Origin of the sequence: Promicromonospora aerolata (assembly GCF_042682255.1) — a bacterium.
GTDB lineage: Bacteria > Actinomycetota > Actinomycetes > Actinomycetales > Cellulomonadaceae > Promicromonospora > Promicromonospora aerolata.
Genome location: NZ_JBHUHF010000001.1, coordinates 5,623,062 through 5,649,692 on the forward strand (window position 1 = coordinate 5,623,062; position 26,631 = coordinate 5,649,692).

Below are 26,631 nucleotides of genomic sequence, written 5' to 3' on the forward strand. Positions count from 1 at the left end.
TCATGACCGAGTCCGGGATGCTGCCCGGCGTGCCGCACCTGCGGTCGATCGGCGAGGTGGCCGAGCTCGTCACGGCGGTCTCGCCGCTCTACGTGCGGTTCAGCGCGGGACCCGTCGCCGACGCCGCCACCGTCAGCCGGGACCACGAGAGCGGGTGCCTGCTGCCCGGCCTCAGTGTGAACCCGCTGACGCCGGAGCCGTGGTGGGACCGGCAGCTCGAACACTGGCTGGCGCGGCAGCTGTGGCAGTACGCGCACCTGCAGTCGCCGGAACGCTACCCGTGGGCGCTCACCGGCGAGATCGCCGGCCGAGGGCCCGACTGCGAACCGCTCCTGGTCGGCACCACCACCGTCGCCTCGATCGACCGGTCGGTGGTGGACGAGGCGGCCACGATGTACTCCCGCGTGTTCCGCGCGGGGGCGGACGGACGGTGACGGGCCGACGGTGACGAACGGACGGTGATGGACTGTTCATCGCGGCTTCATCTGTCGGCCGGTGGGCATTCAGGACCGGCAGGTGAACTCGCGGCATGCCTCGACATGTCCCAGTACGTCCACGTCTGCTGGCGCCTGTCGCCGCAGCGCTCGGCGTCGCCCTCGCCCTCGGATCGGGTCTGCCCGCCGCGCAGGCGGCCGACCCTCTACCCGGGATCGACGGGGAGGGAGCGCCACGCGACCCGTACCAGATCGACTCGGCCGACGACCTCCGTGCGGTCGCGGACGCCATCAACGCCGACCCGGGCGCCTACGGCGGGTCGGCCTACCGGCTGACGGCCGACGTCGACTTCGCCGGGAGCACGTTCGGTGGCATCAACTCCTTCACGGGCACGTTCGAGGGTGCGGGGCACACGATCAGCGACCTCCGGCTCGTCCGGGAGGAGTCGGCGGGCGGCGAGGCCGACCGGCTGGGCCTGATCCGCCGGCTGGACGGCGGCACGGTCCGCAACCTGACGCTCGACGGGGTCCGGGCCGACGCCGGCACCAGCACGAACGGCTGGATCGGCGCGGTGGCCGTCGTCGCCACCAACGCCACCCTCACGGGCAACGTGGTGACGGACGCCGAGCTGACCGCGAGCAACGCCGAGAAGGTGGGCGGCATCGTCGCCCAGCTCCACAACGGCACCATCGCGGACAGCTGGGTGACCGGCTCCCTGCGCGCGGGCGAGATGCCCGGCGGCATCGCCGCCTACGTCAACCAGGACTCCGTGCTCCGCCACAACCTGGTCGCCGCCGACCTGACGATGGTGGTCCCGGGCGGTGCGAACGGCACGCGCGGCAACAACGCGGGGCTGATCGCCGGCTACCCCGGCTCGCCCAACGGCAGCACCTTCTCGGGCAACGTGGCGCTCTCCGGCTCCATCGACTACGCGGGCAAGATCGACGGTTTCGTCGGCCGCGTCATCGGGTACACGGCGTACGACGGCTGGACGGCCGAGGACAACCTCGCCGGCACCGCGATCACGATCGGCGGCGACCCGGTCGCCGGTCCGGGCACCAAGAACCAGCACGGCACGGACGCCACCGCCGAGGAGCTGGCACAGCGGGCGACCTACGACGCGCTCGGCTGGGACTTCACCAACGCCTGGCGCTGGGACGACGCGCTGGGCCACCCGGTGCCGCAGTACACGGCCTCGCTGTTCGGCAACGGGAGCGCGGAGCAGCCCTACGAGATCGCCTCGGCCGAGGACCTGGAGCTGCTCACCGCGCAGCTCAACGCCGGCAGCCCGCGCTACACGGGCGACAAGCACTTCGTGCTCACGGCCGACGTCGACTTCGCCGGGCGGGAGCCGTACCGCGGCATCAACCGGTTCGAGGGCGTCCTCGACGGTGCGGGCCACACGATCAGCAACCTCGTCTACGGCACGCAGGAGAGCGCGGGCGGCGAGGCCGACCGGCTCGGCCTCGTGCGCCAGCTGGCCGGAGGCACGATCCGCGGCCTCACCCTGGCGGGGGTCACGGCCGACGGCGGCTCCCGCACCGGGTACGTGGCCGGCCTCGCCGTCGTCGCCACCGATGCGACGCTGGCCGGCAACACCGTGCTCGACATCGACCTGACCGCCACGAGCGCCGAGAAGGTGGCCGGCCTGGTCGCCGAGCTGCACGGCGGATCCGTCACCGACAACTGGGTGCGCGGCTCCGTCAGTGCGCACAAGATGCCCGCCGGCATCGCCTCCTACACCCGCAATGCGGTGACCGTGCGCAACAACCTCGTCGAGGCGGACCTCACGGTCGCGGCGGACGGTGGCACGGGCGGCACGCGCGGTATCGACGCCGCGCACGTCGTGGCCTACCCGGGTAACCCCAGCTCGGGCGCGTCGTTCACCGGCAACGTCGCGCTGGCCGGGTCGATCGACTACACCGGCAAGGTCGACGGGTTCGCGGGCCGGGTGATCGGCTACACGGGCTACTCCGGCTGGACCGCGCAGGACAACCTCGCGAACGGCGGGATCACCATCGGCGGGCAGACCGTCGCCGGCCCGGGCACCAAGAACCAGCACGGCACCGACACGACGCCGGAGGTGCTCGCCCAGGAGGCCACCTATGCGGCGCGCGGCTGGGACTTCGTCGAGAAGTGGCGGTTCGACGACGAGCTGGGTCACCCCGTGCCGAAGTACGTCTCGCCCGCCGAGGCGCCGAACCGGATCACCACCACGTTCTACGGCGACCCGGGCACGCAGCGTGCCTTCACCTGGTACTCGACGCTGACGACGGGGAGCGCCGTGGCGGTGCTGAGCACCGACCGCGAGTTCCCCGAGGGCTCCGCGACCGTCGAGATCGAGGCGCAGCGCGAGGACAGCGAGGACGGGGAGACGTTCTACCGCGCGATCGCTCGCGAGCTGCGGCCCGGCACGACGTACTACTACCGCGTCGGTGACGCCGCCGAGCAGGTGTGGAGCGCCACCGGCACGTTCGTCACGGCCGAGGGCGGCGACGAGGACTTCACGTTCGTCGACCTGACCGACACGCAGTCGCAGAACCTGGCCGAGGCCGAGCTCTCCGCGCAGACGATCGCCAAGGCGCTCAAGCACGTGCCTGACGCCGAGTTCGTCCTGCACAACGGCGACCTGGTCGAGGACGGCAGCAGGGAGCAGGACTGGAAGGACCTGCTCGACTCCGCCCGCCCGAGCCTGCTGAGCACGACGCTCGCGCCGGCGTCCGGCAACCACGACCGGCACACCAACGCGTTCGCCGACCACTTCACCCTGGCGGGCCCCGAGCAGGACCGGTCCGACGGCGTCTACTACTCGTACACGTACAACCGGGCGCACTTCATGGTGCTCAACACCAACGAGGGCGGCTCCGAGGGCATCTCGCGGGAGCAGATCGACTGGCTCCGGGCCGATGCCGAGGCCGCCAAGGCCGCGGGCGCCCAGTGGCTGGTCCTGACGATGCACAAGGGCCCGTACACCACGGCGACCCACCTGGACGACGAGGACGTGATGGCGATGCGCCGCACCCTCGTGCCGGTGATCGACGAGCTGGACATCGACCTGGTGCTGCAGGGGCACGACCACGTGATGAGCCGGTCGAAGGTCCTGGCCGCCGACCCCGACGGGGTCGAGGGCGCCCGCCCGGTCGAGACCACCAAGATCACCGAGATCCGCAATGGCAAGCGCATCGAGTACGCCGTGGACCCCGAGGGCACCATCTACTTCCTGCCCAACACTGCCGGCGCGAAGCACTACACGCAGGCGACCGACCCGCGGGGCGTGGACCTGGAGCCCTACCTGCGCCTGTTCGACCGCACGGGCGAGCAGGCCGGGGAGAACTTCACGGCGGTGGACGTCACGGCCGACCGCCTCACGGTCAACGTGTACGACATCCGCGACCGCGGCGTGCCGCGCCTGTTCGAGGGCTTCGGCATCGACCGGGAGCTGTCCCCGGTCGGTGCGCTGATCGACGAGCTGCCCGCCGTCGACGACGTGACTCTCGACGACTCCGAGGCGGTGGCCGCGGTGCGCGCCGCCGTCGACGGGCTCACCGAGGCGCAGCGGGGCGCCCTCACGGGGCTGCCCCGGCTGGAGGCCGCCGAGCGGCGCCTGCGCGAGCTGGCCGGCCTCGTCTCGACCGACGGCAAGACGGTCGCCTGGGCGGACGCCGACGCGACCGCACGCCAGGCGGTCACGGTCCGCAACGACACCCGGTCCGACTTCACCGGTACGCCGGTGCAGCTGCGCATCCCGGCGGCACCCGCCGTCGAGCAGGACGAGCTGTCGTTCTTCGCCGCCGACGGCGTACCCCTGCCGTTCGAGGTCGAGACCTGGCAGCCGGGCAGCACCTCGACCGTGTGGGTCCGGGTGCCCCGGCTGGCCGCCGGGTCCGCGCAGCAGGTGTGGGCCTACTTCGGGGGTTCGGCCCCGGCCAACGACCCGACGGCGGTGTGGGGCGAGGACTACACCCTCGTCGAGCACTTCGGCAGCGCCACCGCGAGCGGCGACCGCCGCACCGACTCGACGGGACAGCACGCGGGCCTCGTCGTGGGCGACGACCTGTCGGTCGACGCGTCCGAGCGGGGCACCGGCCAGGCCCGGTTCGCCGGCTCACGCCTGCAGTACCCGGGCGACGTCGGTGGTCACCACGACCGCATGGCCATCAGCGGCGTGTACTCGCTCACACAGGAGGACCTGGCGCAGCTCGGCTCGCCCGCCCCGGTCGTCGCCAAGGAGAGCGCGACCGGTGACGGGCAGCTCACCTTCTGGCAGGGGGTGCGGCCCGGCGGGCCGCAGGTCGGTACCCGGCTGGCCGGCAACAGCTTCGAGTTCGGCGACGTCGACCTGAGCCACCGGTTCGACCTCTCCGCGGACGGTGAGCCGCACCTGGTCACGCAGACCTACGACGGCATGACGTACTCGGTGTTCGTCGACGGTCGGGAGGTGCACAGCCAGATGGTCGAGTACCGCAGCACGTTCTCCGACCCGGCGGTGCAGACGACGATCGGCGACTACTTCACGAACGACGGCAGCCTCCGGTCGCCGTTCCACGGCCTGGTCGACGAGGTGCAGATCGCGGGCGTGGCGTTCACCCCGGACTTCGAGGCGTTCCGCTTCGCCAACCTGTTCGGTGACGCCGTGACGTTCGGCGAGCGCGTCGAGCGGGCGGACGAGCCCGTGACGCTGGTCGTCGGCACACCGCGCACGGGCAGCACGCTCGAGGCCGGCCTCGTCGAGGTGACAGGGACGGTCAGCCGCAGCGCGGTGCTCAGGGCCGAGCTGGCGGGCAAGAAGGTGCACACCGAGCGGGTCGACGCCGGGCCGTTCACGGTCCGGGTGCCCGTGAACGTCCCCGGGGAGCAGACGCTCACCGTGCGCGCGGCCGCCGTCGGCGGGCCGAGGGACACGGCGGAGCCGGTCGAGGTGCCGGTCACGGTCGAGGACACGGTCGCGCCCGCCGCGCCCGAGGTGAGCGACGACGCGGGTTCCGCCTCCGGTGCGGGCGTGACCCTCTCCGCGACGCCGCGCACCGAGGACCGGGAGCGGGTCGAGGCCACGTTCTACGCCGGTCCGACCATCCCGCTCGACGACTCGAACGTCGTGGTGCGCAGCGGCAGCACTGCCGACCGGGTGCCCGACGCCCTCACGCCGGCCAGCGGAAAGGTCGGCGACGAGCTGCTGCCGACCACCGTGGGGAAGAACGAGAACCCGTTCCAGGTCTACGAGATCTCCCTCACCGACGCGCAGGCCGCGCAGGAGGAGTTCCACCTGACCTGGTCGGGTGCCGGCGACGCCCGCACCGTCTCGGCCCACGTGTACGACCACGCCGCCGGCCGCTGGATCCTCAAGGACTCCGGGGCGGACCCGGACGGCGCCGCCGTCCAGCTGGACGTGACCGCCCGCGCCGCCGAGAACGTCGTCGCCGACGGCAAGCTGCACCTGCTCGTCTGGCGCGGCCTGACGGCCCTGCCCGACGGCGAGGACCGGGACATCGAGGCGCTGCCGACCGCCGACCGGTACGACTGGGCGTTCGACCACGTGCCGGACTCCCAGCTCTACGCCCAGGCGACGCCGGACCTCATGACGCACCAGTTCGAGTACGTCGCGGAGGTGGCCGAGGAGCGCAAGACCGAGCTGGTGGTCCAGGCGGGCGACTGGGTCAACCGCGAGTACCTCTCGCAGGAGTACCAGTGGGTCAACGCCGAGCCGTCGGCCCGGGCGATGGAGGACGCCGGGCTGCCGTACATGATCTCGTGGGGCAACCACGACTACCAGAACAACCGCAACGGTCGCGTCATGCTACCGAAGTACTTCCCGATGGAGCGGTTCGAGAAGAGTCTCGAGGGCAGCCCCTGGCGGTTCGGCGGCAGCGACAACATCGACAACTACTTCTACACGGCGGAGATCGACGGGGCACGGCTCCTGCTGCTCACGGTCGGGTTCTTCTCGGCGGACAACGCGAACGACCCCGGGCTGGCCTGGGCCAAGGACATCATCGAGGCGCACCCCGACCACGCGGTGATCATCGCCAACCACAACTCGGTGAACCAGGGCGTGAACGGCTGGTCGAACGGCAACGTGACCCGGGAGCTCGTCGACCCGTACGCGAACGTCAAGCTGGTGCTGGGTGGCCACATCGCGGGTACCGGCGTCGCGTCGCGGGAGACCGCGGGCGGCAACCGGGCCTACGGCGTCCTGACCGACTACCAGTCGCGTGTCTACGGCGGGCAGGAGTACCTCAAGCACATCAGCGTCGACACCGAGAACGACCTGATGTACTTCAACACCTGGTCACCGCTGCTGGAGAAGGCCACCTCCGACGGCAACTGGCACCACGAGGTGCCCGAGGGTGCCATCCCTGGCTTCCACGGCGACGACACCGAGAACTTCGCGCTGGAGATCGACCTCGGTGGCACCACCACGCGCACCCTGGCCGCCGAGTCGCTCACCGTGGCGGCCGGACCGCGGGAGCAGGTCGGCGACCCGCGGACGGCGGTGGGCGCCGAGCGGATGTCGGTGGTCCTGGACGACGCCGAGGGCGGCGTGCCGCACGAGTGGTACGTCGAGCTGCGCGACCCGGCGGGCCACGTGACGCGGAGCGCCGTGAGCACGTTCACCCTGCCGAGGCAGCGCCCCACGCGCTGACCGCCCCGTTGGTCGAGCTTGTCGGGACCGGTCTCGACAAGCTCGACCGACGAGGAGCTCAACGTGCTGGGGGAGCGGTGCGGTTCTGGAGGACTCCCGCCAGGAGCACGATCAGCAGGCCCGCGAGCGGTACGACGAGCAGGCCGTAGCGCAGGCCGACGGCGTCGGCGACCATGCCGACCAGCGGCGGCGACGCCAGGAAGCCCAGCCGCATCAGCCACGACACGATGGTCAGGCCGGTACCGGCCCGCAGGCCCGGGAGCTCGTCCGCCTCGTGCATGGCGGCGGGCACCAGCGTCGCGCTGCCGAGGCCCACCGCGGCGAAGCCGAGGATCGTGCCCGGCACGGTCGGGAAGGCCAGGGCCAGTCCCATGCCGAGCGCGATGACGACGCCGCCGCCGCGGGCGACCATCCGCTGACCGAACCGGTCCACCATGCGGTCGCCGAGCATCCGGCCCACGAACTGGGCGCCGACGAGCGCGACGAAGCCGGTGGCGGCCAGGGCCGCGGGGGCGCCGAGCGTCCCGGACAGGTACAAGGTCGCCCACGAGCTGCCCGCGTCCTCCACCAGGGCGCCGCCGATCGCGATCAGCACGAGGGCGGTGATGATCGCCACGGTGCGCGAGTTCACGCCGGCCCCGCGCACGCCGCCGGCCTGCGCCGGCCCGGCCGCCCCGCTCGCCTCGTCGACGTCACCGTCCCGTCCGGGAAGGCGAAAGCGCAGCGCGACCAGTGCGACGATCGCGAAGACCGTCGTGGAGATGCCGAGGTGCACACCGAGCGGCAGCCCGATCGCGATGGCGCCGGCCGCCATGGACCCGCCCAGCACGGCGCCGATGGACCACACCGCGTGGAAGCCGTTGATGATCGACCGCCCGTAGCGGCGCTGCACCCGCAGGCCGTGGGCGTTCTGCGCGACGTCCGTGAGGGCGTCCATCGCTCCGCCGAGGAGCAGCGCCAGCACCAGCAGGCCGAACGACGGCGCCAGCCCGGCGGCGAGCACGCCCAGCCCGGTGAGGATGGTGCCCACGACCGCGGCCTGCGCCGACCCGAGCCTGCGGACCAGGAAGCCGGCACCCAGGCCGGCGATGATCGCCCCGGCCGGGAACGCCGCCACGGCCAGCCCGTAGACCGTGTTGTCCAGGTCGAGGGCGGCCTTGATCTCCGGGTAGCGCGGCACCAGGTTGGCGAACAGTGCGCCGTTGGTGAGGAACAGGGCGGCGACGGCGGCACGGGCGCGCCGGTCGGCGGGCTGCGGGCCGGGGCCCGGAAGAAGAGGCATGTTCACGAGCGTACCGACCACAGCGTACGGTCGTACACAACGCCCGCTAGGGTGGCCACCATGACCGTACGTCGACACGACCCGGACCGCCGGGACCGGATCATCGACGCCTGCCTCGACCTCATCACGGAGGTGGGGGTGGCCGGGGTCTCGCATCGCAAGGTGGCCGCCTTCGCCGACGTGCCCCTCGGGTCGATGACGTACCACTTCGCGGGGATGGACGAGCTGTTGCGCGAGGCGTTCGGCCGGTTCTCGCGGAGCGTCAGCGACGGGTTCGAGCAGCGCATGAGCGCGGCCGGCGACCTGGCGGCGGCGCGGGCCGCGGTGGTCGAGATCATCACGCAGGACGTGTTCGGCAGCCAGCGCGACCTCGTGCTCACGCACGAGCTCTACACGCTGGCCGCGCGGGAGCCGGCGTACCGGGAGCTGACGAACGCGTGGATGGCGCGGTCCCGTGCCGCCCTGGAGCGGCACTTCGACCCGGTCACGGCCCGGATGCTGGACGCCCTGATCGAGGGCCTCACGATCCACCGCGCCCTGGACACGGAGGCCCCCCGCCGAGAAACGGTCACGGAGGCGGTCCGCCGAATCACGGCGCCCCCCGATGGTCGGTAGAACGTCAGGTGATCGGCAACCCGGGCTGCCGATCACCTGACGTTCTACCGATCACACTGCGGGCCCGGGCGGAACATTCCTGCGGGAGTGGTGTTATGTGCAGGGTGAGAGATGTGATGCTGGCGGCGACCGTGGTCGTGGTGGGGGCCGGGCAGGCTGGTCTGTCGGCGGCGTACCACCTGCAGCGCCGAGGATTCGTGAGCGCCGTGGAGCAGCCGGACGCCGAGCGCACCTTCGTGGTCCTGGACGCGAACCGCGCACCCGGCGGCGCCTGGCAGCATCGCTGGGAGTCGCTGCGGATGGCCACGGTCAACGGCATCTTCGACCTCCCCGGACTGGACCAGCCCGCCGTCGACACGACGGAGGCGAGCCGTGCCGCCGTCCCGCGGTACTTCGCCGACTACGAGCGCACGTTCGCGCTCCCGATCCTGCGCCCGGTCCAGGTGGTGGCGGTGCGCCGCGCCGACGACGACCCGGACGGCGATCTCGTCGTGACGAGCGACCGCGGCTCCTGGACCACGCGGGCCGTCATCAACGCGACCGGAACCTGGACCAACCCGGTGCTGCCGCGCTATCCGGGCCAGGACACGTTCGTGGGGCGCCAGCTGCACACCCGGGACTACGTCCGGGCCGAGGACTTCGCGGGCCGGCGCGTGGCGGTCGTCGGCGGCGGGATCTCGGCGGTCCAGCTCCTGGAGGAGCTCTCGCGTGTGGCGACCACCCGCTGGTACACCCGCAGGGAGCCGGTCTTCCGCGAGGACGGCTTCCAGCCCGAGACGGCCGGCCGGGAGACCATCGCCAAGGTCCTGGCCGACGTCGCCGCGGGCCGGCCCACCGGGAGCGTCGTCTCGTACACGGGCCTGGCCTGGACGCCGTACGCACTGGCGGCCAAGGAGCGCGGCGCCCTGGAGCGGCGGCCGATGTTCACGGCGGTCGAGCCCATGGGCGTGCGCGAGGCGGACGGCACGTTCACCCCGGTCGACACGATCCTGTGGGCCACGGGGTTCAAGGCCGACCTGACCCACCTGGACCCGCTCCACCTGCGGAACGACCTGGGCGGGATCGCGATGAACGGGACCCGGCCGGACGCCGAGCCGAGGGTCCACCTCATCGGGTTCGGCCCGTCGCAGTCGACGGTCGGCGCGAACCGGGCCGGGCGCGAGGCCGCCGCCGCGGTGGTGCGGCGGCTCCGGGTGGCGGTGGCCTGACCGCTGCGCTCAGGCCGGGGTCGTCGCCGGCAGGCCGTCGTCCTTCTCGATGTGGATGGTCGCCGACGGGCACTGCTCCTCGGCCGCGCGGACGGCCGGCCACTCCGACTCCGGCGGGTTCTCGTCGATGATGCTGACGAACCCGCCGTTCTCCTCGAGGTTCGCGAACACCCGGGGTGCCGTCCGGCTGCAGTTGCCGGAGGCGATGCACGTGTCGGGGTTGACCGTTGGCTTCATGGGTCCTCCAAGCCTGAGCCACCAAGCCTCAGCCGCGATACCGGCGAACGAGGGGGCAGGTGTACGGGTCGCGGTTCTTCAGCCCTACCTGGTTGAGGTAGGCGATGATCGTCCGGAACGCCCCGGTGAGCGACGTCTCGGTGTACGGGATGCCGTTGTCGGCGCAGTACGAACGGACCAGCCGCTGTACCGCACGCAGGTTCGGGCGTGGCGCCATCGGGAACAGGTGGTGCTCCACCTGGTACTCCAGGCCGCCCATGAAGAAGTGCACCAGCGGTCCGCCACGGACGTTGCGCGACATGTGGATCTGCCGGCGCAGGAAGTCGAGGTCGGCGTCGTGCGGGACGGTGGGCATCCCGATGTGGTTCGGCGAGAACGCGCCACCGAGCAGGAAGCCGAACACGGCGACCTGCACGGCGACGAAGGCTGCCGCCATCCCCGGCGGCAGGACGACGAACAGGAAGGCCAGGTAGCCGGCCAGCCGGATCCCGACGAAGAGGATCTCGGTCCACCGGTACGTGACGTCCTTGCCGGTGAGGATGGTCCGGACCGAGCTGACATGCAGCGAGAACCCCTCGAAGAGCAGGAGAGGCAGGAAGTAGAAGCCCTGGTACCTCGCCAGCCGGGCGGCGAGCCCGGTGCGCTCGTCGGTGCTGTCCGGCGTGAAGGACAGCACCGTGGACTCGACGTCGGGGTCTTCGCGCTCCTTGTTCGGGTTGGCGTGGTGCCGGCCGTGCTTGTCCACCCACCAGCCGTAGCTGAGCCCGTTGAACAGCCCCGCGATGACCCGGGACGTCCACTCGTTCCAGCTCTTGGAGGCGAACATCTGCTGGTGGGCAGCCTCGTGGCCGAGGAAGGCGAACTGTGCCATCGCCACGCCGAGCAGGGCCGCCAGCACGAGCTGGTACCAGGTGTCGCCCAGCAGGGCCACGCCGACCAGGACCCCGGCCGTGACCAGGGCCCAGAACAGCATCATCGTCCAGTAGAAGCCGTAGCGACGGCGCATCAGGCCCGCGTCGTTGGCCTCGGCCGTCAGTTGATGGAACGCCTCCACATAGTGATTTCCCAGCATCGGCACCTCTCGAAACCTGGCGAGCAGCTTCCGGTTCGATGCTAGCCAAGGTGCCGGTGCCTCGCCGGTCCGCCCTGTGCGAATATGGAAGCAGAGCCTGAAGGGGTTCCCGGACGAGGGTTGCCGTACCCGGTGCGCGACAAGACGGCAACTAAGGAGCAACCATGTCCTGGATCGTTCTTGTCGTCTCCGGCCTGCTCGAGGCAGTCTGGGCCACCGCCCTCAGCCGCTCCGACGGGTTCCACAACGTCGGACCGAGCGTCGTCTTCGGCGTGGCCCTCGTCGCCAGCATGGGTGGCCTCGCCTACGCGCTGCGTGACCTGCCGGTGGGTACCGCCTACGCCGTCTGGGTGGGTATCGGGGCGGCCACCACCGTCGTGTGGGCCATGGCCACCGGCGCGGAGCCGGTCTCCGTGGTCCGGGTCCTGCTGATCGCCGGTCTCATCGGCTGCGTGATCGGGCTCAAGCTGACGCACTGACCTGAGCGGGTCCTGACGAGGATCAGACCTCGACGGACGCGGCGACCAGCCAGGCCGTGATCAGCACGATCACGGCCATGAGCGCCGTCTCGCGGACGGTGCTGCGGCGGAGCAGGTTGCTCGCCTTGCGGACGCTGCGGGCCCTCGAGCGGCGCGCCGAGAGCCGGGGCACGACCCGGAAGTGGCTGTACGCGCCGACGGTGCCGACGACCGCGACCACGGCGATCTTGGCGAGCAGGAGCAGGCCCCACGTGCTCTCCCAGATCTGCTCGGGACGGTCGAGGATCTCGACCGCGAGCACCACCCCGGCGGCGCCCACCACCGCGACGGACACGGCTGCGACGACGGAGAACCGGGCACCGATCAGTGCGGCGTCGAGGTTGCGTCCGTCCCGGCGGCGGTGGTGCAGGAGCAGTCCCATCGCGACGACACCGCCCACCCACACGGCTGCCGCCGCGAGGTGCGCGACGTCGGCGGTCACGACCACCCAGCGTGGTTCGGCGGTGTTGCTGTGCCCACCGAGCACGTGTCCCGCGCCCACCAGCACGCTGCCGAGCACGGCGAGCCACGAGCCGCGCAAGGTCTGCCAGGCACCCGCCGCGATCGCCACCGCCCCGAGGGCCTGGAGGCCCAGGGCCCAGCGCGTCGCACCGGTGAGGGAGCCCGCGACGGCCGAGGGGGAGACCGCGGCGGCGACGTCGCCGTGCGCCACGACCACGGACCCGGCCGTGACGTGGACGACGAGCCCGGCCAGGACCAGACCACCCATCCAGCGCACGAGCCGCAGCACCACCGGGACGTCCTCCCGGTCCGGGCCACGGAGCACGAGGCCCGCGAACATCAGGGCACCGGCCGCGACCAGCCCGCCCCAGAGGCCCGCCGCGCCGCCCAGCCGGGTGACCACACCGGCTACGCCGGACGCCGTGCCGCCCATCGCCGCCGCGTCGTGGTCCATGTCGTCGTCCATGTCGTCCATGTCGGCCATGTCGTGCGGGGGTGGCCCGGACGTGGCCGACTCGGAGGGCTCCGGCACGGCAGGAGCGGGCTCGGACGCGGCCGGGTCGGAGGGAGCCGGTTCCGGTCCGGTCACCGTGAAGCCGAACGAGCCCTCCAGGGGGTGGCCGTCCTGGGCGGCGGTGGTCCAGCGCACCGTGTAGCTCCCGGCGGCCAGCGCGCTGTCCGGTGTCGCCACGAGGACGAGGCCGTCGTCGGCGGTGGCGACGTCGGCCGGGACGGTGCCCGCGGGGCCGTCGATCACGATGCCCTCACCGAGGGTGGTCACGGGCAGCGTGAACGTGAGCCTGACCTTGTCGACCGGTCCGGCCGAGGTCGCGCCGTCGGCCGGTGCCGACGACTCGAGCTTGGTGTGTGCGGCCGCGACCGGCGCGCAGCACATCGCCAGCACGAGTGCGGCGAGCAGGCTGACCACCAGACGGGCCGGGCCGCGCGCGGCCCTGGGGCGTTCGAGCATGGGAGGCTCCTTCAGGGACGAGTGGTGCGCCGGCTCGCGCCGGCGCACCACTCATCGGGTCACATCGAGGTGAGCAGGTCTTCCATCGCTTCGATCTCGGTCGTCTGCGTCTCGACGACCGTCTGCGCCAGCTCGACCGCGTCCGGGGCCGTGCCCGACTCGACCTCGGTCTGCGCCATCTCCACGGCGCCGCGGTGGTGAGCGATCATCTGCTCGAGGAACAGCCGGTCGCTCTCCGGGGCGCCGGCCTCCTCCAGCAGCCGCAGGTCGTCCTCGGACATCATGCCGCTCATGCCGGCGTGACCCGCGTGCTCGGCGGCGCGGTCCGCGCCCCAGGCGTCCAGCCACTCGCCGAGCTGTTCGATCTCCGGGGCCTGCGCCGCCTTGACCTCGGTGGCCAGCTCGGCGACCTCGGGGCTCGTCCCGTCCTTCGCCAGGACCATGTCCGCCATCGTGATCGCCTGCTCATGGTGCGGGATCATCATCTGGGCGAACATGACGTCCGCGTCGTTGTGGGCCGAGTCGGTGCTGGACTCCGCACCGGCCACCGCGGACGGGGCCTGCTCGGCGGGCTCCTCCGAGCCCGAGCAGCCGGCCAGGGTGAGGGCGCCGGCCAGGACAACGACAGACATCAGGGTGCGCTTCATCGGGTTCTTTCCTCCACAGCTCATCGGGGTAGCACTCGCTGGCGCGGGCGTGCATGGGCACGTCCGCGCTGGTCGGGTCGACGCGTGCGCGCCGACACCGGGGCTACGTCCGGGAGATGCAGAGCTCGTGCAAGGAGGGCGTGGCGACCGCGCGGACACCGACGGACACGCGTACGGGGCGCACCGACCACGCGGGCAGGACCCGCCACAGGAGCCGCCGGGCCGGAACAGCCAGCGCCAGCAGGGCGACGAGGATCATGAGGCACATCGCCATCGCCGCGTCGTGCCCGCCGCACCCGTCGGCACACCCCTCGTGCCCGGCCGCTTCCGTCGCGGCATGGCCGTCCGGTGGCTCCGGCAGCGCGATCCCGCCGACGGGGGTGGTGCCCGGAGCGACGACGGCGGACTCGGCGTGCGGCGCGTGGTGCGACGTCGGGGACCCGCTCATCGAGTGCATCGTGACCACGCCGACGATCACCGTCAGGATCACCAGGGCGCCGTTCAGCCGTCGCCCGGGACCAGCCAGGGCCGAGCGGAGGAACGAGAGCACGTGCACGCCACGGAGGCTATCGCAACGCGGATGCCACGCCGAACCACTCGCCCAACCACCCGTGCGGCGCCCGTGCGGGTCCGCGCGAGCGGTGCGAACCTGGGGAAAGACGCAAAGTGGGGCATGCCAATGATTCCGATGACCGATCGAGCCGCCTGGTCGCCGACCGCCTACGCGCGCAACGGTGACGTCCGGATCGCCTATGACCGCTTCGGCCAGGGCGGCGACACTCCTCTCCTGCTCCTGATGGGCCTCGCGATCTCCCGGTTCTGGTGGCCGGACGGGCTGTGCCAGGCGCTCGCGGACCAGGGTTTCGACGTGCTCCGCTCCGACCAGCGCGACGCGGGCGAGTCCACCCGGTTCGGTCGCGCCGCGCGCCGCGGCCCGTGGGCGGGGCTGCTCGGTACCCGCCGCGCGCCCTACACGGCCGAGGACGTCGTGGACGACGCGGCTGCCGTGCTCGACGCCGCGGGACTGGACCGGGCGGTCGTGCTCGGGCACTCCCTGGGCGGTGTCGTGGCGCAACGCTTCGCGCTGCGCCACCCGGAGCGGGTCGTCGGCCTCGTGTCGTGCGACGCTCCGCCCAGCGACGCCGCAGGGCTCGCCGCGCTGCGCTACCTGCGGCCCGGGCTGCTCGCGAGGCTGGCCACCAAGAGGTTTCCCGACGGGCGCGAGGGTGACGTCGCCGCGTCGCTCGCGGTCGCCAAGGGCATGGCGTCGCCGGCCAACCCCTGCGACGAGCGCGCGGCCCGCGCCCGGATCGAGAGCGGCCTCGACCGTGGGCCGCGGGACATGCAGGGCCTGGGACGCCAGCTCCGCGCCACGTGGCACGGACCGTCGCTGCGGGACGTCGACGTCCCCACCCTCGTGCTGCACGGCGCGGACGACCCGCTCATCCGCACGTCGGCCGCCCGGGTCGTGGCCCGCCGGGTCCCGGGCGCGAAGCTCGTGCTCCTGCCCGGTGTCGGCCACGACCTGCCGGGCGTCACCTGGACGACGATCGCGGGGGAGGTCAGGCGCCTGGTCGCTGACGGCGTACTGAGTGAAGCGGTCGAGTGACCGGGACGAGCGTGATGATGTGGTCGAGCCCCTTGTAGTCATCCGGGTTCGACGTGTACAGAGAGAGACCCTCCGCCGCGGCGGTGGCGGCGATCATGAGGTCGGCGGCACGTCTGCGCGGTGTGCGTCCGACGGCGACGACGCCGGCGTTGATCCGACCGTAGAGCCGGGCCGCCTCCGCGTCGAAGGGGATGGGATCGAACTCGTTCTCGACGCGCTGCAGAACGTCGATGCGGCGCGCTCGTTCAGCGTGTTCGTCGTATTCGGCCTGATCGGGGCGGACCAGATGTGGTCCCGCGGAGAGTTCGGCGAGCGTGATGGCGCTGACGGCCATCTCGTCGGGCAGTTCGGCGACGTCGATCCGGTCTCGCAGGATCAGGATATTCGTGTCGACAAGGCCCTGGGTGGGTTCAGCGCTCATAGGGATCGGAAGCCTCGTCGTCGATGGTTGCATCCTGGTCGGCGCGGAACGCCTCCAGCGACATGTGCGGGCCTGCCTGGGACATCGCAGCAAATTCTGCGCGTGGGACGAAGCGGCGCCGACGTCGCAGCGGGACGAGCTCGCCGATCTCGTGTCCATCCCGCGTCACGGTGAACGAGTGTCCGGACTGGACCGCGTCCATGATCTCCTTCGACCGCGAGCGTAGGTCGCGCTGCGTGATCTCTGGCTGAGTGCTCATGCCGTCAATTGTGCCACAGGGTGCCACAGGGTGCCACGTCGTGGCCCGCTGAGAGGCTGGCTGTCGCCTACGACTGTCGGTGCGGTTCAGCGGTTCTCCTCGCACTCCAGCTCCTGGGCCAGGTCGAGCATCTCGCGGCCCAGCGCGTCCAGCCGCTCCCGGAGGTCGCCGGGGCTCGTCCTCTTGCGATTCGCGTCTCCGCCGTGCGCACCGGCACCGGTGAGGTGGCCGACGTCGGGCTCGCGGATCACATTGATGTCGAAGACCACCCGGTCCGCGCGGTGCCAGGTGCGGAACACCTCGACCGGCCGGGCGGCCTCGTCGGTGCTGGTGCCCTCCAGGAGCAGCACCGGTGTCCCGACCGCCACACGCAGCAGGTCGGCGGTCTCGCTGTCGGCGCCCACCGCCCGCACCTGCCGGTTGCCCTCGACGACGTGGGTCCCGAACCGGCGCTGGATCGTGGCGTGCAGCGAGGTGTCGGTGAGCTCCTCGGCGGTCAGGTCGCCGAGTTCCTCGGGCAGCCAGGTCTCGATGAGGGCGAGCGGCTCGTCACCCGCGCTGCGCAACCGTTGCAGGCGCAGCACCCGTGCGGAGCCCAGCACGGCGTTGGCCTCCGAGGAGGGCTCCAGGCCGAGCTCGAGGATCTCCGTGCTGACGTGCACGCCCTCGTCCTCCACCTGGGTGGAGAGCCCAGGCACCCGCTGCACGAGGCGGTGGAGCTCGCCGCGCTCGCGGACGGTGGTGCCCCGGCCCCGGCGGCGCTCCACGAGCCCTTCCTGCTCCAGCGCGGCCAGGGCCTGGCGGACCACCGAACGGGAGACCCCGTAGCGTTCCTGCAGCTCGGCCTCGGTCGGAACGTGCGCGCCCGGCGCGAGCGCGCGGCCGAGGATCTGCGCGCGCAGCTCGCTGCTCAGCTTGCGGTGGAGCGGCATGCCGTCGGGTCCCGGGAGCGACACGGTCAGCTCGCGGTCTTCTGGGCGGTCTGCCAGACGTGGTCCCAGCCGGGCGCGAGCTCGGCCGCGCGCTCGATCGCGAGCACGAGGCTGGCCTCCCGTGCGATGCCCTGGCCGGCGATGTCGAAGGCGGTCCCGTGGTCGACCGAGACGCGCACCACGGGCAGGCCCACGGTGATGTTCACGCCGTCGTCGCCGTAGACCGCCTTGAACGGGGCGTGGCCCTGGTCGTGGTAGCACGCGACGACCATGTTCCACTTCCCCTTGACCGCGGCGGGGATGAGGGCGTCGGCGGGCAGCGGGCCGTGCGCGTTGATGCCGCGGCCGCGTGCCTCCTCGACGGCGGGGGCCAGGATGTCGGCGTCCTCGTCGCCGAACAGCCGGTTCTCGCCGGCGTGCGGGTTCAGGCCCGCCAGGCCGATCGCCTCGTCGGGTCGGCCCAGCGCCGCGGTGAACGCGCCGGCCAGGTCGAGCACGTTACGGGTGCGCTCCGGCGTGATGTTCTCGATCGCCTGCCGCAGCGACACGTGCGTGGTCAGGTGGAAGAAGTACAGGTCGCCCGCGGAGAGCACCAGGCTGAAGTTCTCGACCCCGAACTCGTGGGCGAGCAGCTCGGTGTGCCCGGGCCACTTGTGCCCGCCCGCGTGCATCGCCGCCTTGTTCAGCGGCGGCGTCACGATGGCGTCGACCTGGCCGTCACGGGCCAGGCGGCAGGCCTCGACGACGAACCGGTAGGCGCCGTCGCCGGCCGCCGCGCTGAGCTCCCCGACCGGGACGTCCGCGAGCGAGGGTCCCGCCTGGAGCAGCTCGATGACGCCCGGGGTGTTGGTGGCCTCGGCCGGCGTCCCGATGACGCGGACCGCCGCGGGGTCGGCGCCGAGCGCGGAGACGGCGCGCCGCATGGCGTCTGCGTCGCCCACGACCACCGGGACGCACCGTGCGCGCAGGTCGTCGTGGCCGAGCAGGGCCTTGGCCGTGATCTCGGGGCCGATACCCGCGACGTCGCCGAGGGTGATGGCGAGGGTGGGGATGCTCAAGGGTTTACCTCCTGGTGGGAACAGTACGACCTCAGGTTCGCGAGGACGTCGACGACGGTCCGGGGGGTGCCGAACCCGCCGGCCTTCGTCACGACGACGGTGCCGTCCGCCGTACCGCCCTCGAGACGGCCGAGGGGCACGCCCTCGGCCACCGACCCGGCGATCCGCACGCTGCGGGCGCCGAGACGGGCGAGGACGGCGCGGCTGCCGTCACCGCCGATGAGGACCATCGCGTCGGGGCGGGTCCGTGCGACGACGTCGGCGACGAGCTCGGCCAGGGCGCTGGCCGCCTGGGCAGCGCGCTCCCGGCCGGTGCCGGTGGGTTCCGGGGTGCGGACGAGGGTCGTGGCGGGCGGCGTCCGTGGTCCGACGCCGGCGCCGCCGGCGGGGTCCGGAACGAGCACCTGGATGCCCGGCTCGGCGCGCACGAGCTCGTCCGCCTGGCCGAGGGAGACCTCGTTCAGCGAGCTGAGCACCACGAGCACCCGCTCGACCGCGACTGGTGGGGGCTCGGACTCGTCGGCCCCGCCGCCCCAGCGTGGCGCGAGGGCTGCCGCGAGACCGGCCGAGCCGACCGGGACCGCGCGGGCGCCGAGCAGGGTGACCGCGTCGGCGAGACGTTCCAGGTCGGCGTCCTCGACGGCGTCGACCACCACCGTGCCCGCCGTCCCGCCGGCCTCGGCGAGCCGGGCGGCGATCGTGGCCGGGTCGCCGTCGGCCGCTACGCGGACGGCGCCGGGCAGGAGCGCGGTCAGGTCGCTCGCGTGGACGGGCGTGACGGGGTCGCGGCCGGCAGCGGTGGTGGCGACGGGGGCGCCGTCCACCAGGAGCACGCCGCCGCTGACCGTCCGCCGCAGGGCGGGATAGCTGGGGCAGACGACGGCGAACGCGCCGGGGGTCCGCTCACGCCAGGCGGCCAGCGCCCCGGAGACCTGTCCCGCGACGCTGCCCCGCATGGTCGAGTCGATCTTGACGTAGAGCCGTCGTGCTCCGGCCGACACCAGGGCGCGCACGGCGTCGGCGGTGGCTGACGCCGCGGTGGCGTCGTCGAGCGGGCGGGCGTCGGTGACGACGGCGACCGCCGTCCGCTCGCCGACGGGCAGCGCGGAGCCGAGCGCCAGGTGGCTCCGCCAGCCGGCGCGGGCGAACTGCACCACGCAGTCGCCCGCACCGGTCAGGTCGTCCGCGACGACCCCGACGGCGTGTTCGTCCGTGCCGTGCTCGCTCATGCCTTGCTCGCTCATGCGGCGCCGTGGCCCTCGCCGGACGGGACGGGCGCCGGCTCGGTGTCGTCGGCCGGCGTGAGGCCGCCCTGCCGCTTGAGCACGATGGTGGCGAGGAGCGGCGCGAGGATGGCGCTGACGAGGACCGCCGAGGCGACCTGGGCCGTCGCCACCGCGACGTACGGCTCGAACGCCGGGTCGATGGCGCCGATGATCGCGGGCGTCGCGACGGCGTTGCCGGCGGTCGTCGCGGCGGAGATGGCGATGCCGGACCTGATGCCGCGGCGCAGGATGAACCGGTAGCCCGAGTAGGTCAGCACGGCGGTCAGGCCGACGGCGATGATGCCGACGAGGATGCCGCTCGCGCCACCGGAGACGACGTCGCGCAGGTCGATGCCGGTGCCGAGCGCGAACGCGAAGAACGGGATCACGATGTTCGGGACGGGGCGCATGACCTCGGTCCAGCGCGGGTCCAGGTTGCCGACGACGAAGCCGAGCACCAGCGGGATGATCGCCGCGAGGAACGCCGTCAGGGGGATGTCCGCGAGCCCGGAGGCGCCGAGGAAGAGCATCGAGATGAACGGGCCGTCGTTCAGGGCCGAGGCCATGTAGGCGCCGCGGTCCCGCTCGTCACCGTACTTGCCGGTGAAGGCCAGCCACAGGCCGCCGTTGCTGTTGTCCACGGTGGCCATGAGGGCGAGGATCGAGACGCCGAGGAAGCCCTCGATCCCGAAGATGCTGCCGGCCAGCGCGACGAGCGCCGCGGGGATCAGCGACTTCGTCAGGAGCAGCGTCCCCGTGGTGGCGAGGACGGGCCCGGAGGTGCGGGCCGTGATCTGCATGCCCGTGGCGAAGATGAGCACGGCGATCAGGGGCAGGGCCGAGTCCTTGAACAGGGCGGTGGTGAACGAGCCCAGCTCGAGGAACCCCGGGAAGAACGTCCCGACGACCGAGCCGAGCACGAGCGGGATGAGCATGAGCCCACCCGGGATCCGGTTCATCCAGTCGTAGAGGGGGACCGTTGACTTCGGTGAGCGCCCGGCATCCATGGCGAACCTCTCATTCGTGCGCCGCCGACGATGGCTTCGCGATTGTGCGTACAAGAAAGTACGGACGAAGTTATCACAGCAGCGCCGCCAGCGTCGCGTGGGCCCCGGCCCGGTGCAGCGAGCCCAGCGCGTCGAGGTAGGCCTCGACGAAGCGCGGCTCGTCCACGAGCGAGCCGAACAGTGCTGGGTTGCGCAGAAAGGCCACCGGGTCGTCGCGCTGCGAGCGCGCGAGCGGGACCAGCTCGTCCGCCAGCCGGTCGACCACCTCGATCGGCCGGCCCTGCTCGTCCACGCCCTCGGCATAGCGCGCCCAGCTCGCGACGACGGCCGCCGAGCGGAAGACGTCGCCGCCCGCGCGCAGCTGTTCGTGGACCATCGGCACCAGCCACTTCGGGATGCGGTCGGAGCTCTCCGCGCACAGCCGTGCAAGCGTGTCGCGCACCGCCGGGTTGGCGAACCGCTCGACGAGCGTCGCCTTGTACGTCTCGAGGTCGACGCCCGGCACCGGCCGCAGCGTCGGCGTCGCCTCGTGGTCCATGAAGGCGCGGACGAACGACGCCACGACGGGATCGGCCATCGCCTCGTGCGCGTAGCGGTAACCGCTCAGCCACCCGAAGTACGCGATGGCCTGATGGCTCACGTTGAGCAGCCGCAGCTTCATCAGCTCGTAGGGCTCCACGTCCTCGACGAGCTGGACCCCCGCGTGCTCGAACGCCGGCCGGCCCAGCGGGAACCGGTCCTCGAGCACCCACTGGAAGTACGGCTCGGCCACCACGGGCCACCGGTCCGCCACGCCGAGGCGGTCGCGGACGAGCCGGCGGTCGTCGTCGGTGGTCACGGGGGTGATGCGGTCCACCATCGAGCCGGGGAACGCGACGGCGTCGTGCACCCACCGGCCGAGCTCGGGGTCCCGCAGGGCGGCGAAGGCCGAGAACACGGTGCGCGCCCGCTCGCCGTTGCCCTGCACGTTGTCGCACGACATCACGGTGAACGGCGGCAGGCCGCGGCTGCGCCGCCGGGCCAGGGCCTCGACCACATAGCCGAACACCGTGGTGGGGGTGGCTCCCGGCCGGGCGTCGGCGACGACGTCGGGCGCCGTCGCGTCGAACTCTCCGGTGACCTGGTCGAAGTTGTAGCCGCCCTCGGTGATCGTGAGGGAGACGATCCGGGTCGCGGGGTCGGCGAGGCGCTCCAGCACCACCTCGGGGTCGTCGGGCGCGAACAGGTACTCCACGAGGCTGCCGACCACCCGGGCGTCGAGCCGGCCGTCCGCATGCTTGGTCACGAGCGTGTAGAGGCCGTCCTGCGCCCGCAGCGCGTCGCGCATCGCGGCGTCGCCCGGCAGCAGCCCGACGCCGCAGATGCCCCACTCGCGGGCGCCGCCGCGGCGCAGCAGCTCGTCGACGGCGAGGGCCTGGTGCGCGCGGTGGAAGCCGCCGACACCGAGGTGGACGATCCCCACCTCGATGCCGGACCGGTCGTACGGCGGCAGGTCGAGCTCGGGCGCGGTGGCGCCGAGGTCCAGCGTCACTTGATCGCCCCCATCGCGAGGCCACGGACGAGCTGCTTCTGGGCGATCCACCCGGCCGCCACCACCGGCACGATCGCGATGGTCGCGGCGGCCGACAGGACGGACAGGAACTGGCCGCGGCCGTCGACGAAGCTGGTGAGGAACGGTGGCGTGGGGCGAGCCACCTGCGCGGTCAGGAGGTTCGCGAGGAAGTACTCGTTCCACGCGAAGATGAAGCAGATGAGGCCGGCCGCGGCGATGCCGGGCATGACGATCGGCAGCACGACCCGGAAGATCTCCGTGCCCAGGCGGGCGCCGTCGAGCTGCGCCGCCTCGATGAGCTCGCGCGGCACCTCCGCGAGGAACGAGCGCATCATCCACACCGCGATCGGCAGGTTGACGCCGATGTACAGGATCGTCAGCCACGTGATGTTGTCCAGGCCGCCCACCGACTGCAGCAGCAGGTACACGGGGATGATCGAGGCGGCGACCGGCATGAACCGCGTGGAGATGAAGAAGAAGAGCGCGTCCCGCACGTGGACGATGGGCCGGATGCTGAGGGCGTACGCCGCCGGAACCGCGAGCGCCAGGACCAGGAGGGTGGAGCCGACGCTCGCGCTGAGCGAGTTGAGCAGGTAGGGCAGCATGCCCCGGTCGAACACGGCCTGGAACCCGTCGAGGGTGAGGTCGGGGGCGAACGTGGGCGGCATCGTGGCGGCCTGGTGCTCCGGCTTGAAGGCCGTGAAGACCATCCAGGCCACGGGGAAGAAGAAGATGAGCACGAGTACCCAGGTGGCCGCGGTCACCAGGGAGCCGCGCAGGCGTGAGGACGTCATCGTCCGAGTCCTTCCGTCGAGAAGACCTTGAAGAGCGTCCGGAGCGCGACGGTGGCGACGAGGATCGTGACGAGCACGGTCATCACGCCGTACGCGGTGGCCTCGCCGACCTCGAGGCCGACGAACGCCCGCTCGTAGAGCAGGTAGGAGAGCGTCTTGGTGCCGCCGGTGCCGCGCGTCATGATCGCGATCGGGTCGAAGACCTGGAGCAGCATGATCGAGGCCAGGAGCACCGCGATCTCGATGTACTGCCGCAGGTGCGGCAGCGTGATCCAGCTGAAGGTGCGCAGGGGGCCCGCGCCGTCCACGGCGGCGGCCTCCAGCACCTCCTTGTTCTGTGCCTGCAGGCCGGCCAGGAGGATCAGCATGGCGAAGGGAGTGTACTGCCAGGTGAGCACGAGGATGATCGTGACGATCGGGACCTCGGTGTTCCAGGCGACCGGCGGGATGCCGAGCAGCCCGAGCCCCCAGTTGGCCATCCCGGTGGTGGCGTCGAGGATCGACCACTTCCAGATGAGTGCGGCTGCGGCGGGCATGACGAGGAACGGCGTGATCATGAGCGTCCGGGCCACGCCGCGGCCGGGGAAGCTGCGGTCCAGGAGCACGGCGAACAGCATGCCGAGCAGCGTGGAGAGCACCACCGAGGTGCCGGTGACGGCGACGGTCGCGCCGAGCGAGGACAGGAACGACCCGTCGCTCAGGACGTGGGCGTAGTTGTCCAGGCCGGTGAACCCGCGGTCGCCGGGGCGCAGCAGGTTCCAGCTCTGCAGGGAGTAGAAGATCGTCACCACGAAGGGGATCTGGGTGAGCACGATCGAGGCGATCAGCGCCGGCCAGAGCAGGGCGCGCGAGACGGCGAGGCCACCGCGTTTCCGGGACGGTCTGTCGGTGTTCGGCGCCCGGCGTGTCGTCGGGGCTTTCATCAGGGTGGTCATGGGGCCCTTCCTGGGCTCGTTCCCCGCACGACGGCGGGGCGCGGGGCGCGGGGGTCGTGCCCGCGCCCCGGTCCGGCTACTTCTGGGCGTCGCCGGCTTCCTGGGCGAGGTCCTGCGCCCGGTCGAGCACGGGGGCGAGCTCGCTGCGGCCCGCGAACACGTCGGCCAGGTCCTGGGAGACCTGGTTGCCGAGGTCCTGGAACTCCGGGATGGTGACGTACTGGATACCGGTCCACGCCTGCGGGGCGACGCCCGGCTGCTCCGGGTCGACCGACAGCATGATGTCGCGCGTGATGGGCGCGAACGCCGCCGCGGCCTCCTGGTACTCCGGTACCTCGTACGTCGAGGTGCGTGCGCCCGGCGGCACGCGGCTCCAGCCGAGCTCCGAGCCGACGAGCTCGTGGTACTCCTTGCTCGTCGCCCACTTCACGAACTCGACGGCGGCGTCGCGGTTCTGCGTGGTCTCGGGGATGGCGAGGTTCCAGGACCACAGCCACCCGGACTCCTCCGTCTCGACCACGGGGGCGTGGGCGTAGCCCATCTTCCCGGCCACCTCCGACGACTCCGGGTCCTCGAGGAGGCCCGCGGCGACCGTCGCGTCCACCCACATGGCGGAGCGGCCCTGGCTGACGCTGTTCAGGCACTCGGTGAAGCCGGTCGACACCGGGTCCGACTCGCCGGCGTCCGCCACCAGGTCCACGTAGAACTGGACCGCCTCGGCGAACTCCGGGGAGTCGACCTGCGCGTTCCAGTCCTCGTCGAACCAGCTGCCGCCGAACGTCTGCACGACGGTCGTCAGGGGTGCGAAGACCTCGCCCCAGCCGGGCTTGCCGCGCAGGCAGATGCCGTCCACGGTGTCCGAGTCGACCTGGCGGGCCGCGTCCGCGACCTCCTGCCACGTCGGGTGCTCCGGCATGGTGATGCCCGCGTCGGAGAGCAGCTCCTTGTTGTACATCAGCATGGACGACTCGCCGTAGAACGGGACCGCGTAGAGCGAGCCCTCGACCGTGAGCGCGTCCTTCACCGGCTGGAACAGGTCGTCCACGTCGTAGTCCGCGTCGGACTCGAGGTCGCCCGTCAGGTCGGTCAGCCACCCGTTCTCGGCCCAGATCGGCACCTCGTAGGAGCCGACGGTCACGATGTCGTACTGGCCGCCGTCCGTGGCGACGTCCTTCGTGACGGCGTCACGCAGGTCGTTCTCCTCCATCTGGATGAAGTTGACCGTGATGCCCGGGTGGTCCTCCTCGAAGGCGCTCTTCAGCTCCTCCATGTCCTTCATCTGCGGGTTGTTGACGGTCGCGAGCGTGAGCTCGACCGTCTCTCCGTCCTCCGCGGCGGACCCGCCGCCTCCGCCCGCACCGGCGCAGGCGGTCAGCGCCAGGGCCAGTACGGCGGTCGCGAGCCCGGCGGGCGCCGCCTTCCGGCGCGCAATCCTCGTCAGCATCATTGCTTCGACCCTTCTCGTCACAGCGTCGTGAGATGTCGTCGTGTCGGGGAACACGGACTCGCACATGCTCTGGCGGGGTCAGGAGGGGGTCAATGACGGTGTTTTCGAAACGGTCACCGTGACGGCGAGAACGCACGGTGCCCGGCATCGCGCGCCGTCGGGCACCGGGCCGCGACGCCCGTGCGCAGCGGGCGTCCCGCCGCGTCCCGCCGGACCGGCTCCGCACGAACCGGGCACGAACCGGGCATGAACTGGTGCATCCGGCGGACCACAACGGTCACGCCGCAGCGCTGCTCGTCCTGCGTCCGGCTACACCTGGACGAGGTGCGCACCCGCCGCATGGAACGCCCGGGCCCGGGCCGCGCCGAGCTGCGTGCCGGTGATCATCGCCTCGAAGTCGTCCAGCCCCGCGAACCGTACGAAGCTGGTGACACCGAACTTGTGGTGCGCCCCGATGAAGATACGGCGCCGGCTCACCTCGATCGCGGCGGCCTTGACCTGCGCCACCGCCGGGTCCGGCGTGGTCAGGCCGTCCTCGATCGTGACGCCGTTCGACCCGATCAGCCCCAGGTCCAGCCGGAAGGTGCGCAGCATGTCCACCGCCCCACCGTCGACGACACCGAGCGTCTTGCCGCGTACCCGGCCGCCGATCACTATCACCTGCACGTTCGGCCGGGCCGACAGCTCCGTCGCCACCGGCAGGGACGACGTGACCACCATCAGCTCGCGGTCGCGCGGAAGGGCGCGCGCGGCCAGCAACGGCTGAAAGCCCTCGTCGACGAAGATGGTCTGCGCCTCGCCCAGGTGCCGCGCCGCCTCCCGCGCGATCTGGGCCTTCTCCTCCGGGAAGCTCTGCCGGCGCTCCGACAGGGCCGTCTCGAACGAGCTGGTCTCGACCGGGAACGCGAGCCCGTAGCTGCGCCGCACCAGCCCCTGCGCCTCCAGCTTGCGCAGCTCGCGGCGCACCGTCTCCTGCGAGACCGACAGCAGGCGTGCCGACTCGCTCACCTCGATGCGCCCGCGACGGCGCACGAGCATGAGCAGCTCCTCCGACCGTGATACCTGCCGCGCCGGGCGCTCGGGCACCACGCGGACGGAACCGGCGGACGCGTCAAACGCCATCGTCAAGCCTTCCGTAGTCCAGCCCTGCCCCGAGTCTGCCGTGTGCCGGCCCGTTCCGGAACGGCTCGCGACCCACTTCGCCCGCACCCTCGGTCACGTTCCGGACACGCCCCGCCTGGGCGCGCAGGCCCTCGGGCGCTTAGC

The 26,631-nt window shown here is 72.1% G+C and carries 23 protein-coding genes and 1 riboswitch; of the genes, 6 read left to right on the forward strand and 17 right to left on the reverse strand.

The window, feature by feature from the left end; translation table 11 throughout:
- The first annotated feature begins 2 nt into the window (after positions 1 to 2).
- Positions 3 to 434, forward strand: a complete 432-nt coding sequence (locus ACFSL2_RS25030) for a DUF6098 family protein (protein WP_377200437.1) — start codon at positions 3 to 5, stop codon at positions 432 to 434.
- A gap of 95 nt (positions 435 to 529) precedes the next feature.
- Positions 530 to 7,075 carry a DUF2341 domain-containing protein gene (locus tag ACFSL2_RS25035; RefSeq protein ID WP_377200438.1) on the forward strand — a complete coding sequence of 2,182 codons (6,546 nt, stop codon included), beginning with the start codon at positions 530 to 532 and terminating at the stop codon, positions 7,073 to 7,075.
- A gap of 58 nt (positions 7,076 to 7,133) precedes the next feature.
- On the opposite strand, the gene ACFSL2_RS25040 is transcribed toward ACFSL2_RS25035, so the two are convergent.
- Positions 7,134 to 8,357, reverse strand: a complete 1,224-nt coding sequence (locus ACFSL2_RS25040) for an MFS transporter (protein ID WP_377200439.1) — start codon at positions 8,355 to 8,357, stop codon at positions 7,134 to 7,136.
- A gap of 60 nt (positions 8,358 to 8,417) precedes the next feature.
- Here ACFSL2_RS25040 and ACFSL2_RS25045 point away from each other — a divergent pair, with 60 nt between their 5' ends.
- Positions 8,418 to 8,972: a TetR/AcrR family transcriptional regulator gene (locus tag ACFSL2_RS25045; protein WP_377200440.1), complete on the forward strand. Its 555-nt coding sequence runs from the start codon at positions 8,418 to 8,420 to the stop codon at positions 8,970 to 8,972.
- A gap of 95 nt (positions 8,973 to 9,067) precedes the next feature.
- Positions 9,068 to 10,180 (forward strand): NAD(P)-binding domain-containing protein, encoded by a 1,113-nt coding sequence (locus ACFSL2_RS25050; protein ID WP_377200441.1) that lies wholly within the window; start codon positions 9,068 to 9,070, stop codon positions 10,178 to 10,180.
- A 9-nt stretch (positions 10,181 to 10,189) separates the two neighbouring features.
- On the opposite strand, the gene ACFSL2_RS25055 is transcribed toward ACFSL2_RS25050, so the two are convergent.
- Entirely contained in the window at positions 10,190 to 10,417 is a 228-nt protein-coding gene (locus ACFSL2_RS25055) for a ferredoxin (RefSeq protein WP_377200442.1), read from the reverse strand.
- A gap of 28 nt (positions 10,418 to 10,445) precedes the next feature.
- A complete protein-coding gene (locus ACFSL2_RS25060) occupies positions 10,446 to 11,489 on the reverse strand; it encodes a fatty acid desaturase family protein (RefSeq protein WP_377200443.1) in 1,044 nt (347 codons plus the stop codon).
- A 90-nt stretch (positions 11,490 to 11,579) separates the two neighbouring features.
- Positions 11,580 to 11,643: riboswitch (guanidine-III (ykkC-III) riboswitch) on the forward strand.
- Between the two features lie 10 nt (positions 11,644 to 11,653).
- On the opposite strand from ACFSL2_RS25060, the gene ACFSL2_RS25065 reads away from it, so the two are divergent.
- On the forward strand, positions 11,654 to 11,968 hold the full coding sequence (locus tag ACFSL2_RS25065; RefSeq protein ID WP_377200444.1) for a DMT family transporter: 315 nt from the start codon (positions 11,654 to 11,656) through the stop codon (positions 11,966 to 11,968).
- A 22-nt stretch (positions 11,969 to 11,990) separates the two neighbouring features.
- On the opposite strand, the gene ACFSL2_RS25070 is transcribed toward ACFSL2_RS25065, so the two are convergent.
- From ACFSL2_RS25070 to ACFSL2_RS25080, 3 genes are all read right to left on the reverse strand, one after another.
- Entirely contained in the window at positions 11,991 to 13,439 is a 1,449-nt protein-coding gene (locus ACFSL2_RS25070) for a copper resistance CopC/CopD family protein (protein WP_377200445.1), read from the reverse strand.
- 59 nt (positions 13,440 to 13,498) lie between these two features.
- Positions 13,499 to 14,086, reverse strand: coding sequence for a DUF305 domain-containing protein (locus ACFSL2_RS25075; protein WP_377200446.1), 588 nt, complete (start codon positions 14,084 to 14,086; stop codon positions 13,499 to 13,501).
- A 103-nt stretch (positions 14,087 to 14,189) separates the two neighbouring features.
- Entirely contained in the window at positions 14,190 to 14,642 is a 453-nt protein-coding gene (locus ACFSL2_RS25080; RefSeq protein ID WP_377200447.1) for a DUF6153 family protein, read from the reverse strand.
- Between the two features lie 132 nt (positions 14,643 to 14,774).
- Between ACFSL2_RS25080 and ACFSL2_RS25085 the strand changes: the two genes are divergently transcribed.
- Positions 14,775 to 15,695 carry an alpha/beta fold hydrolase gene (locus tag ACFSL2_RS25085; protein ID WP_377200448.1) on the forward strand — a complete coding sequence of 307 codons (921 nt, stop codon included), beginning with the start codon at positions 14,775 to 14,777 and terminating at the stop codon, positions 15,693 to 15,695.
- Here ACFSL2_RS25085 and ACFSL2_RS25090 read toward each other — a convergent pair.
- From ACFSL2_RS25090 to ACFSL2_RS25140, 11 genes are all read right to left on the reverse strand, one after another.
- Positions 15,649 to 16,116, reverse strand: a complete 468-nt coding sequence (locus tag ACFSL2_RS25090; RefSeq protein ID WP_377200449.1) for a type II toxin-antitoxin system VapC family toxin — start codon at positions 16,114 to 16,116, stop codon at positions 15,649 to 15,651. The genes ACFSL2_RS25085 and ACFSL2_RS25090 overlap by 47 nt on opposite strands.
- Positions 16,106 to 16,375 carry a type II toxin-antitoxin system prevent-host-death family antitoxin gene (locus ACFSL2_RS25095; protein ID WP_377200450.1) on the reverse strand — a complete coding sequence of 90 codons (270 nt, stop codon included), beginning with the start codon at positions 16,373 to 16,375 and terminating at the stop codon, positions 16,106 to 16,108. Before ACFSL2_RS25095 ends, ACFSL2_RS25090 begins: the two co-directional genes overlap by 11 nt.
- An 86-nt stretch (positions 16,376 to 16,461) precedes the next feature.
- Complete coding sequence (locus ACFSL2_RS25100) at positions 16,462 to 17,331, reverse strand: GntR family transcriptional regulator (protein ID WP_377200451.1); 870 nt, start codon at positions 17,329 to 17,331, stop codon at positions 16,462 to 16,464.
- A 2-nt stretch (positions 17,332 to 17,333) separates the two neighbouring features.
- Positions 17,334 to 18,365, reverse strand: coding sequence for a 4-hydroxythreonine-4-phosphate dehydrogenase PdxA (gene pdxA, locus ACFSL2_RS25105; RefSeq protein ID WP_377200452.1), 1,032 nt, complete (start codon positions 18,363 to 18,365; stop codon positions 17,334 to 17,336).
- Complete coding sequence (locus ACFSL2_RS25110) at positions 18,362 to 19,594, reverse strand: four-carbon acid sugar kinase family protein (RefSeq protein WP_377200453.1); 1,233 nt, start codon at positions 19,592 to 19,594, stop codon at positions 18,362 to 18,364. The genes pdxA and ACFSL2_RS25110 overlap by 4 nt, the downstream gene beginning before the upstream one ends.
- Before the next feature lie 11 nt (positions 19,595 to 19,605).
- Positions 19,606 to 20,637, reverse strand: coding sequence for a 2-keto-3-deoxygluconate permease (locus ACFSL2_RS25115; protein WP_377200454.1), 1,032 nt, complete (start codon positions 20,635 to 20,637; stop codon positions 19,606 to 19,608).
- A 73-nt stretch (positions 20,638 to 20,710) separates the two neighbouring features.
- Positions 20,711 to 22,168, reverse strand: coding sequence for a mannitol dehydrogenase family protein (locus ACFSL2_RS25120; RefSeq protein ID WP_377200455.1), 1,458 nt, complete (start codon positions 22,166 to 22,168; stop codon positions 20,711 to 20,713).
- Positions 22,165 to 22,983: a carbohydrate ABC transporter permease gene (locus ACFSL2_RS25125; protein ID WP_377200456.1), complete on the reverse strand. Its 819-nt coding sequence runs from the start codon at positions 22,981 to 22,983 to the stop codon at positions 22,165 to 22,167. The genes ACFSL2_RS25120 and ACFSL2_RS25125 overlap by 4 nt, the downstream gene beginning before the upstream one ends.
- Complete coding sequence (locus tag ACFSL2_RS25130; protein WP_377200457.1) at positions 22,980 to 23,918, reverse strand: carbohydrate ABC transporter permease; 939 nt, start codon at positions 23,916 to 23,918, stop codon at positions 22,980 to 22,982. Before ACFSL2_RS25130 ends, ACFSL2_RS25125 begins: the two co-directional genes overlap by 4 nt.
- 76 nt (positions 23,919 to 23,994) lie before the next feature.
- Entirely contained in the window at positions 23,995 to 25,365 is a 1,371-nt protein-coding gene (locus tag ACFSL2_RS25135) for an ABC transporter substrate-binding protein (RefSeq protein WP_377200458.1), read from the reverse strand.
- 309 nt (positions 25,366 to 25,674) lie between these two features.
- Complete coding sequence (locus ACFSL2_RS25140; protein ID WP_377200459.1) at positions 25,675 to 26,487, reverse strand: DeoR/GlpR family DNA-binding transcription regulator; 813 nt, start codon at positions 26,485 to 26,487, stop codon at positions 25,675 to 25,677.
- Positions 26,488 to 26,631 lie beyond the last annotated feature (144 nt).

Coding starts and splice junctions, on each gene's coding strand:
- ACFSL2_RS25030 (WP_377200437.1), top strand. CDS start 3: ATGACCGAGTCCGGGATGCTGCCCGGCGTGCCGCACCTGCGGTCGATC.
- ACFSL2_RS25035 (WP_377200438.1), top strand. CDS start 530: ATGCCTCGACATGTCCCAGTACGTCCACGTCTGCTGGCGCCTGTCGCC.
- ACFSL2_RS25040 (WP_377200439.1), bottom strand. CDS start 8,357: ATGCCTCTTCTTCCGGGCCCCGGCCCGCAGCCCGCCGACCGGCGCGCC.
- ACFSL2_RS25045 (WP_377200440.1), top strand. CDS start 8,418: ATGACCGTACGTCGACACGACCCGGACCGCCGGGACCGGATCATCGAC.
- ACFSL2_RS25050 (WP_377200441.1), top strand. CDS start 9,068: ATGTGCAGGGTGAGAGATGTGATGCTGGCGGCGACCGTGGTCGTGGTG.
- ACFSL2_RS25055 (WP_377200442.1), bottom strand. CDS start 10,417: ATGAAGCCAACGGTCAACCCCGACACGTGCATCGCCTCCGGCAACTGC.
- ACFSL2_RS25060 (WP_377200443.1), bottom strand. CDS start 11,489: ATGCTGGGAAATCACTATGTGGAGGCGTTCCATCAACTGACGGCCGAG.
- ACFSL2_RS25065 (WP_377200444.1), top strand. CDS start 11,654: ATGTCCTGGATCGTTCTTGTCGTCTCCGGCCTGCTCGAGGCAGTCTGG.
- ACFSL2_RS25070 (WP_377200445.1), bottom strand. CDS start 13,439: ATGCTCGAACGCCCCAGGGCCGCGCGCGGCCCGGCCCGTCTGGTGGTC.
- ACFSL2_RS25075 (WP_377200446.1), bottom strand. CDS start 14,086: ATGAAGCGCACCCTGATGTCTGTCGTTGTCCTGGCCGGCGCCCTCACC.
- ACFSL2_RS25085 (WP_377200448.1), top strand. CDS start 14,775: ATGACCGATCGAGCCGCCTGGTCGCCGACCGCCTACGCGCGCAACGGT.
- ACFSL2_RS25090 (WP_377200449.1), bottom strand. CDS start 16,116: ATGAGCGCTGAACCCACCCAGGGCCTTGTCGACACGAATATCCTGATC.
- ACFSL2_RS25095 (WP_377200450.1), bottom strand. CDS start 16,375: ATGAGCACTCAGCCAGAGATCACGCAGCGCGACCTACGCTCGCGGTCG.
- ACFSL2_RS25110 (WP_377200453.1), bottom strand. CDS start 19,594: ATGAGCGAGCACGGCACGGACGAACACGCCGTCGGGGTCGTCGCGGAC.
- ACFSL2_RS25115 (WP_377200454.1), bottom strand. CDS start 20,637: ATGGATGCCGGGCGCTCACCGAAGTCAACGGTCCCCCTCTACGACTGG.
- ACFSL2_RS25125 (WP_377200456.1), bottom strand. CDS start 22,983: ATGACGTCCTCACGCCTGCGCGGCTCCCTGGTGACCGCGGCCACCTGG.
- ACFSL2_RS25130 (WP_377200457.1), bottom strand. CDS start 23,918: ATGACCACCCTGATGAAAGCCCCGACGACACGCCGGGCGCCGAACACC.
- ACFSL2_RS25135 (WP_377200458.1), bottom strand. CDS start 25,365: ATGATGCTGACGAGGATTGCGCGCCGGAAGGCGGCGCCCGCCGGGCTC.
- ACFSL2_RS25140 (WP_377200459.1), bottom strand. CDS start 26,487: ATGGCGTTTGACGCGTCCGCCGGTTCCGTCCGCGTGGTGCCCGAGCGC.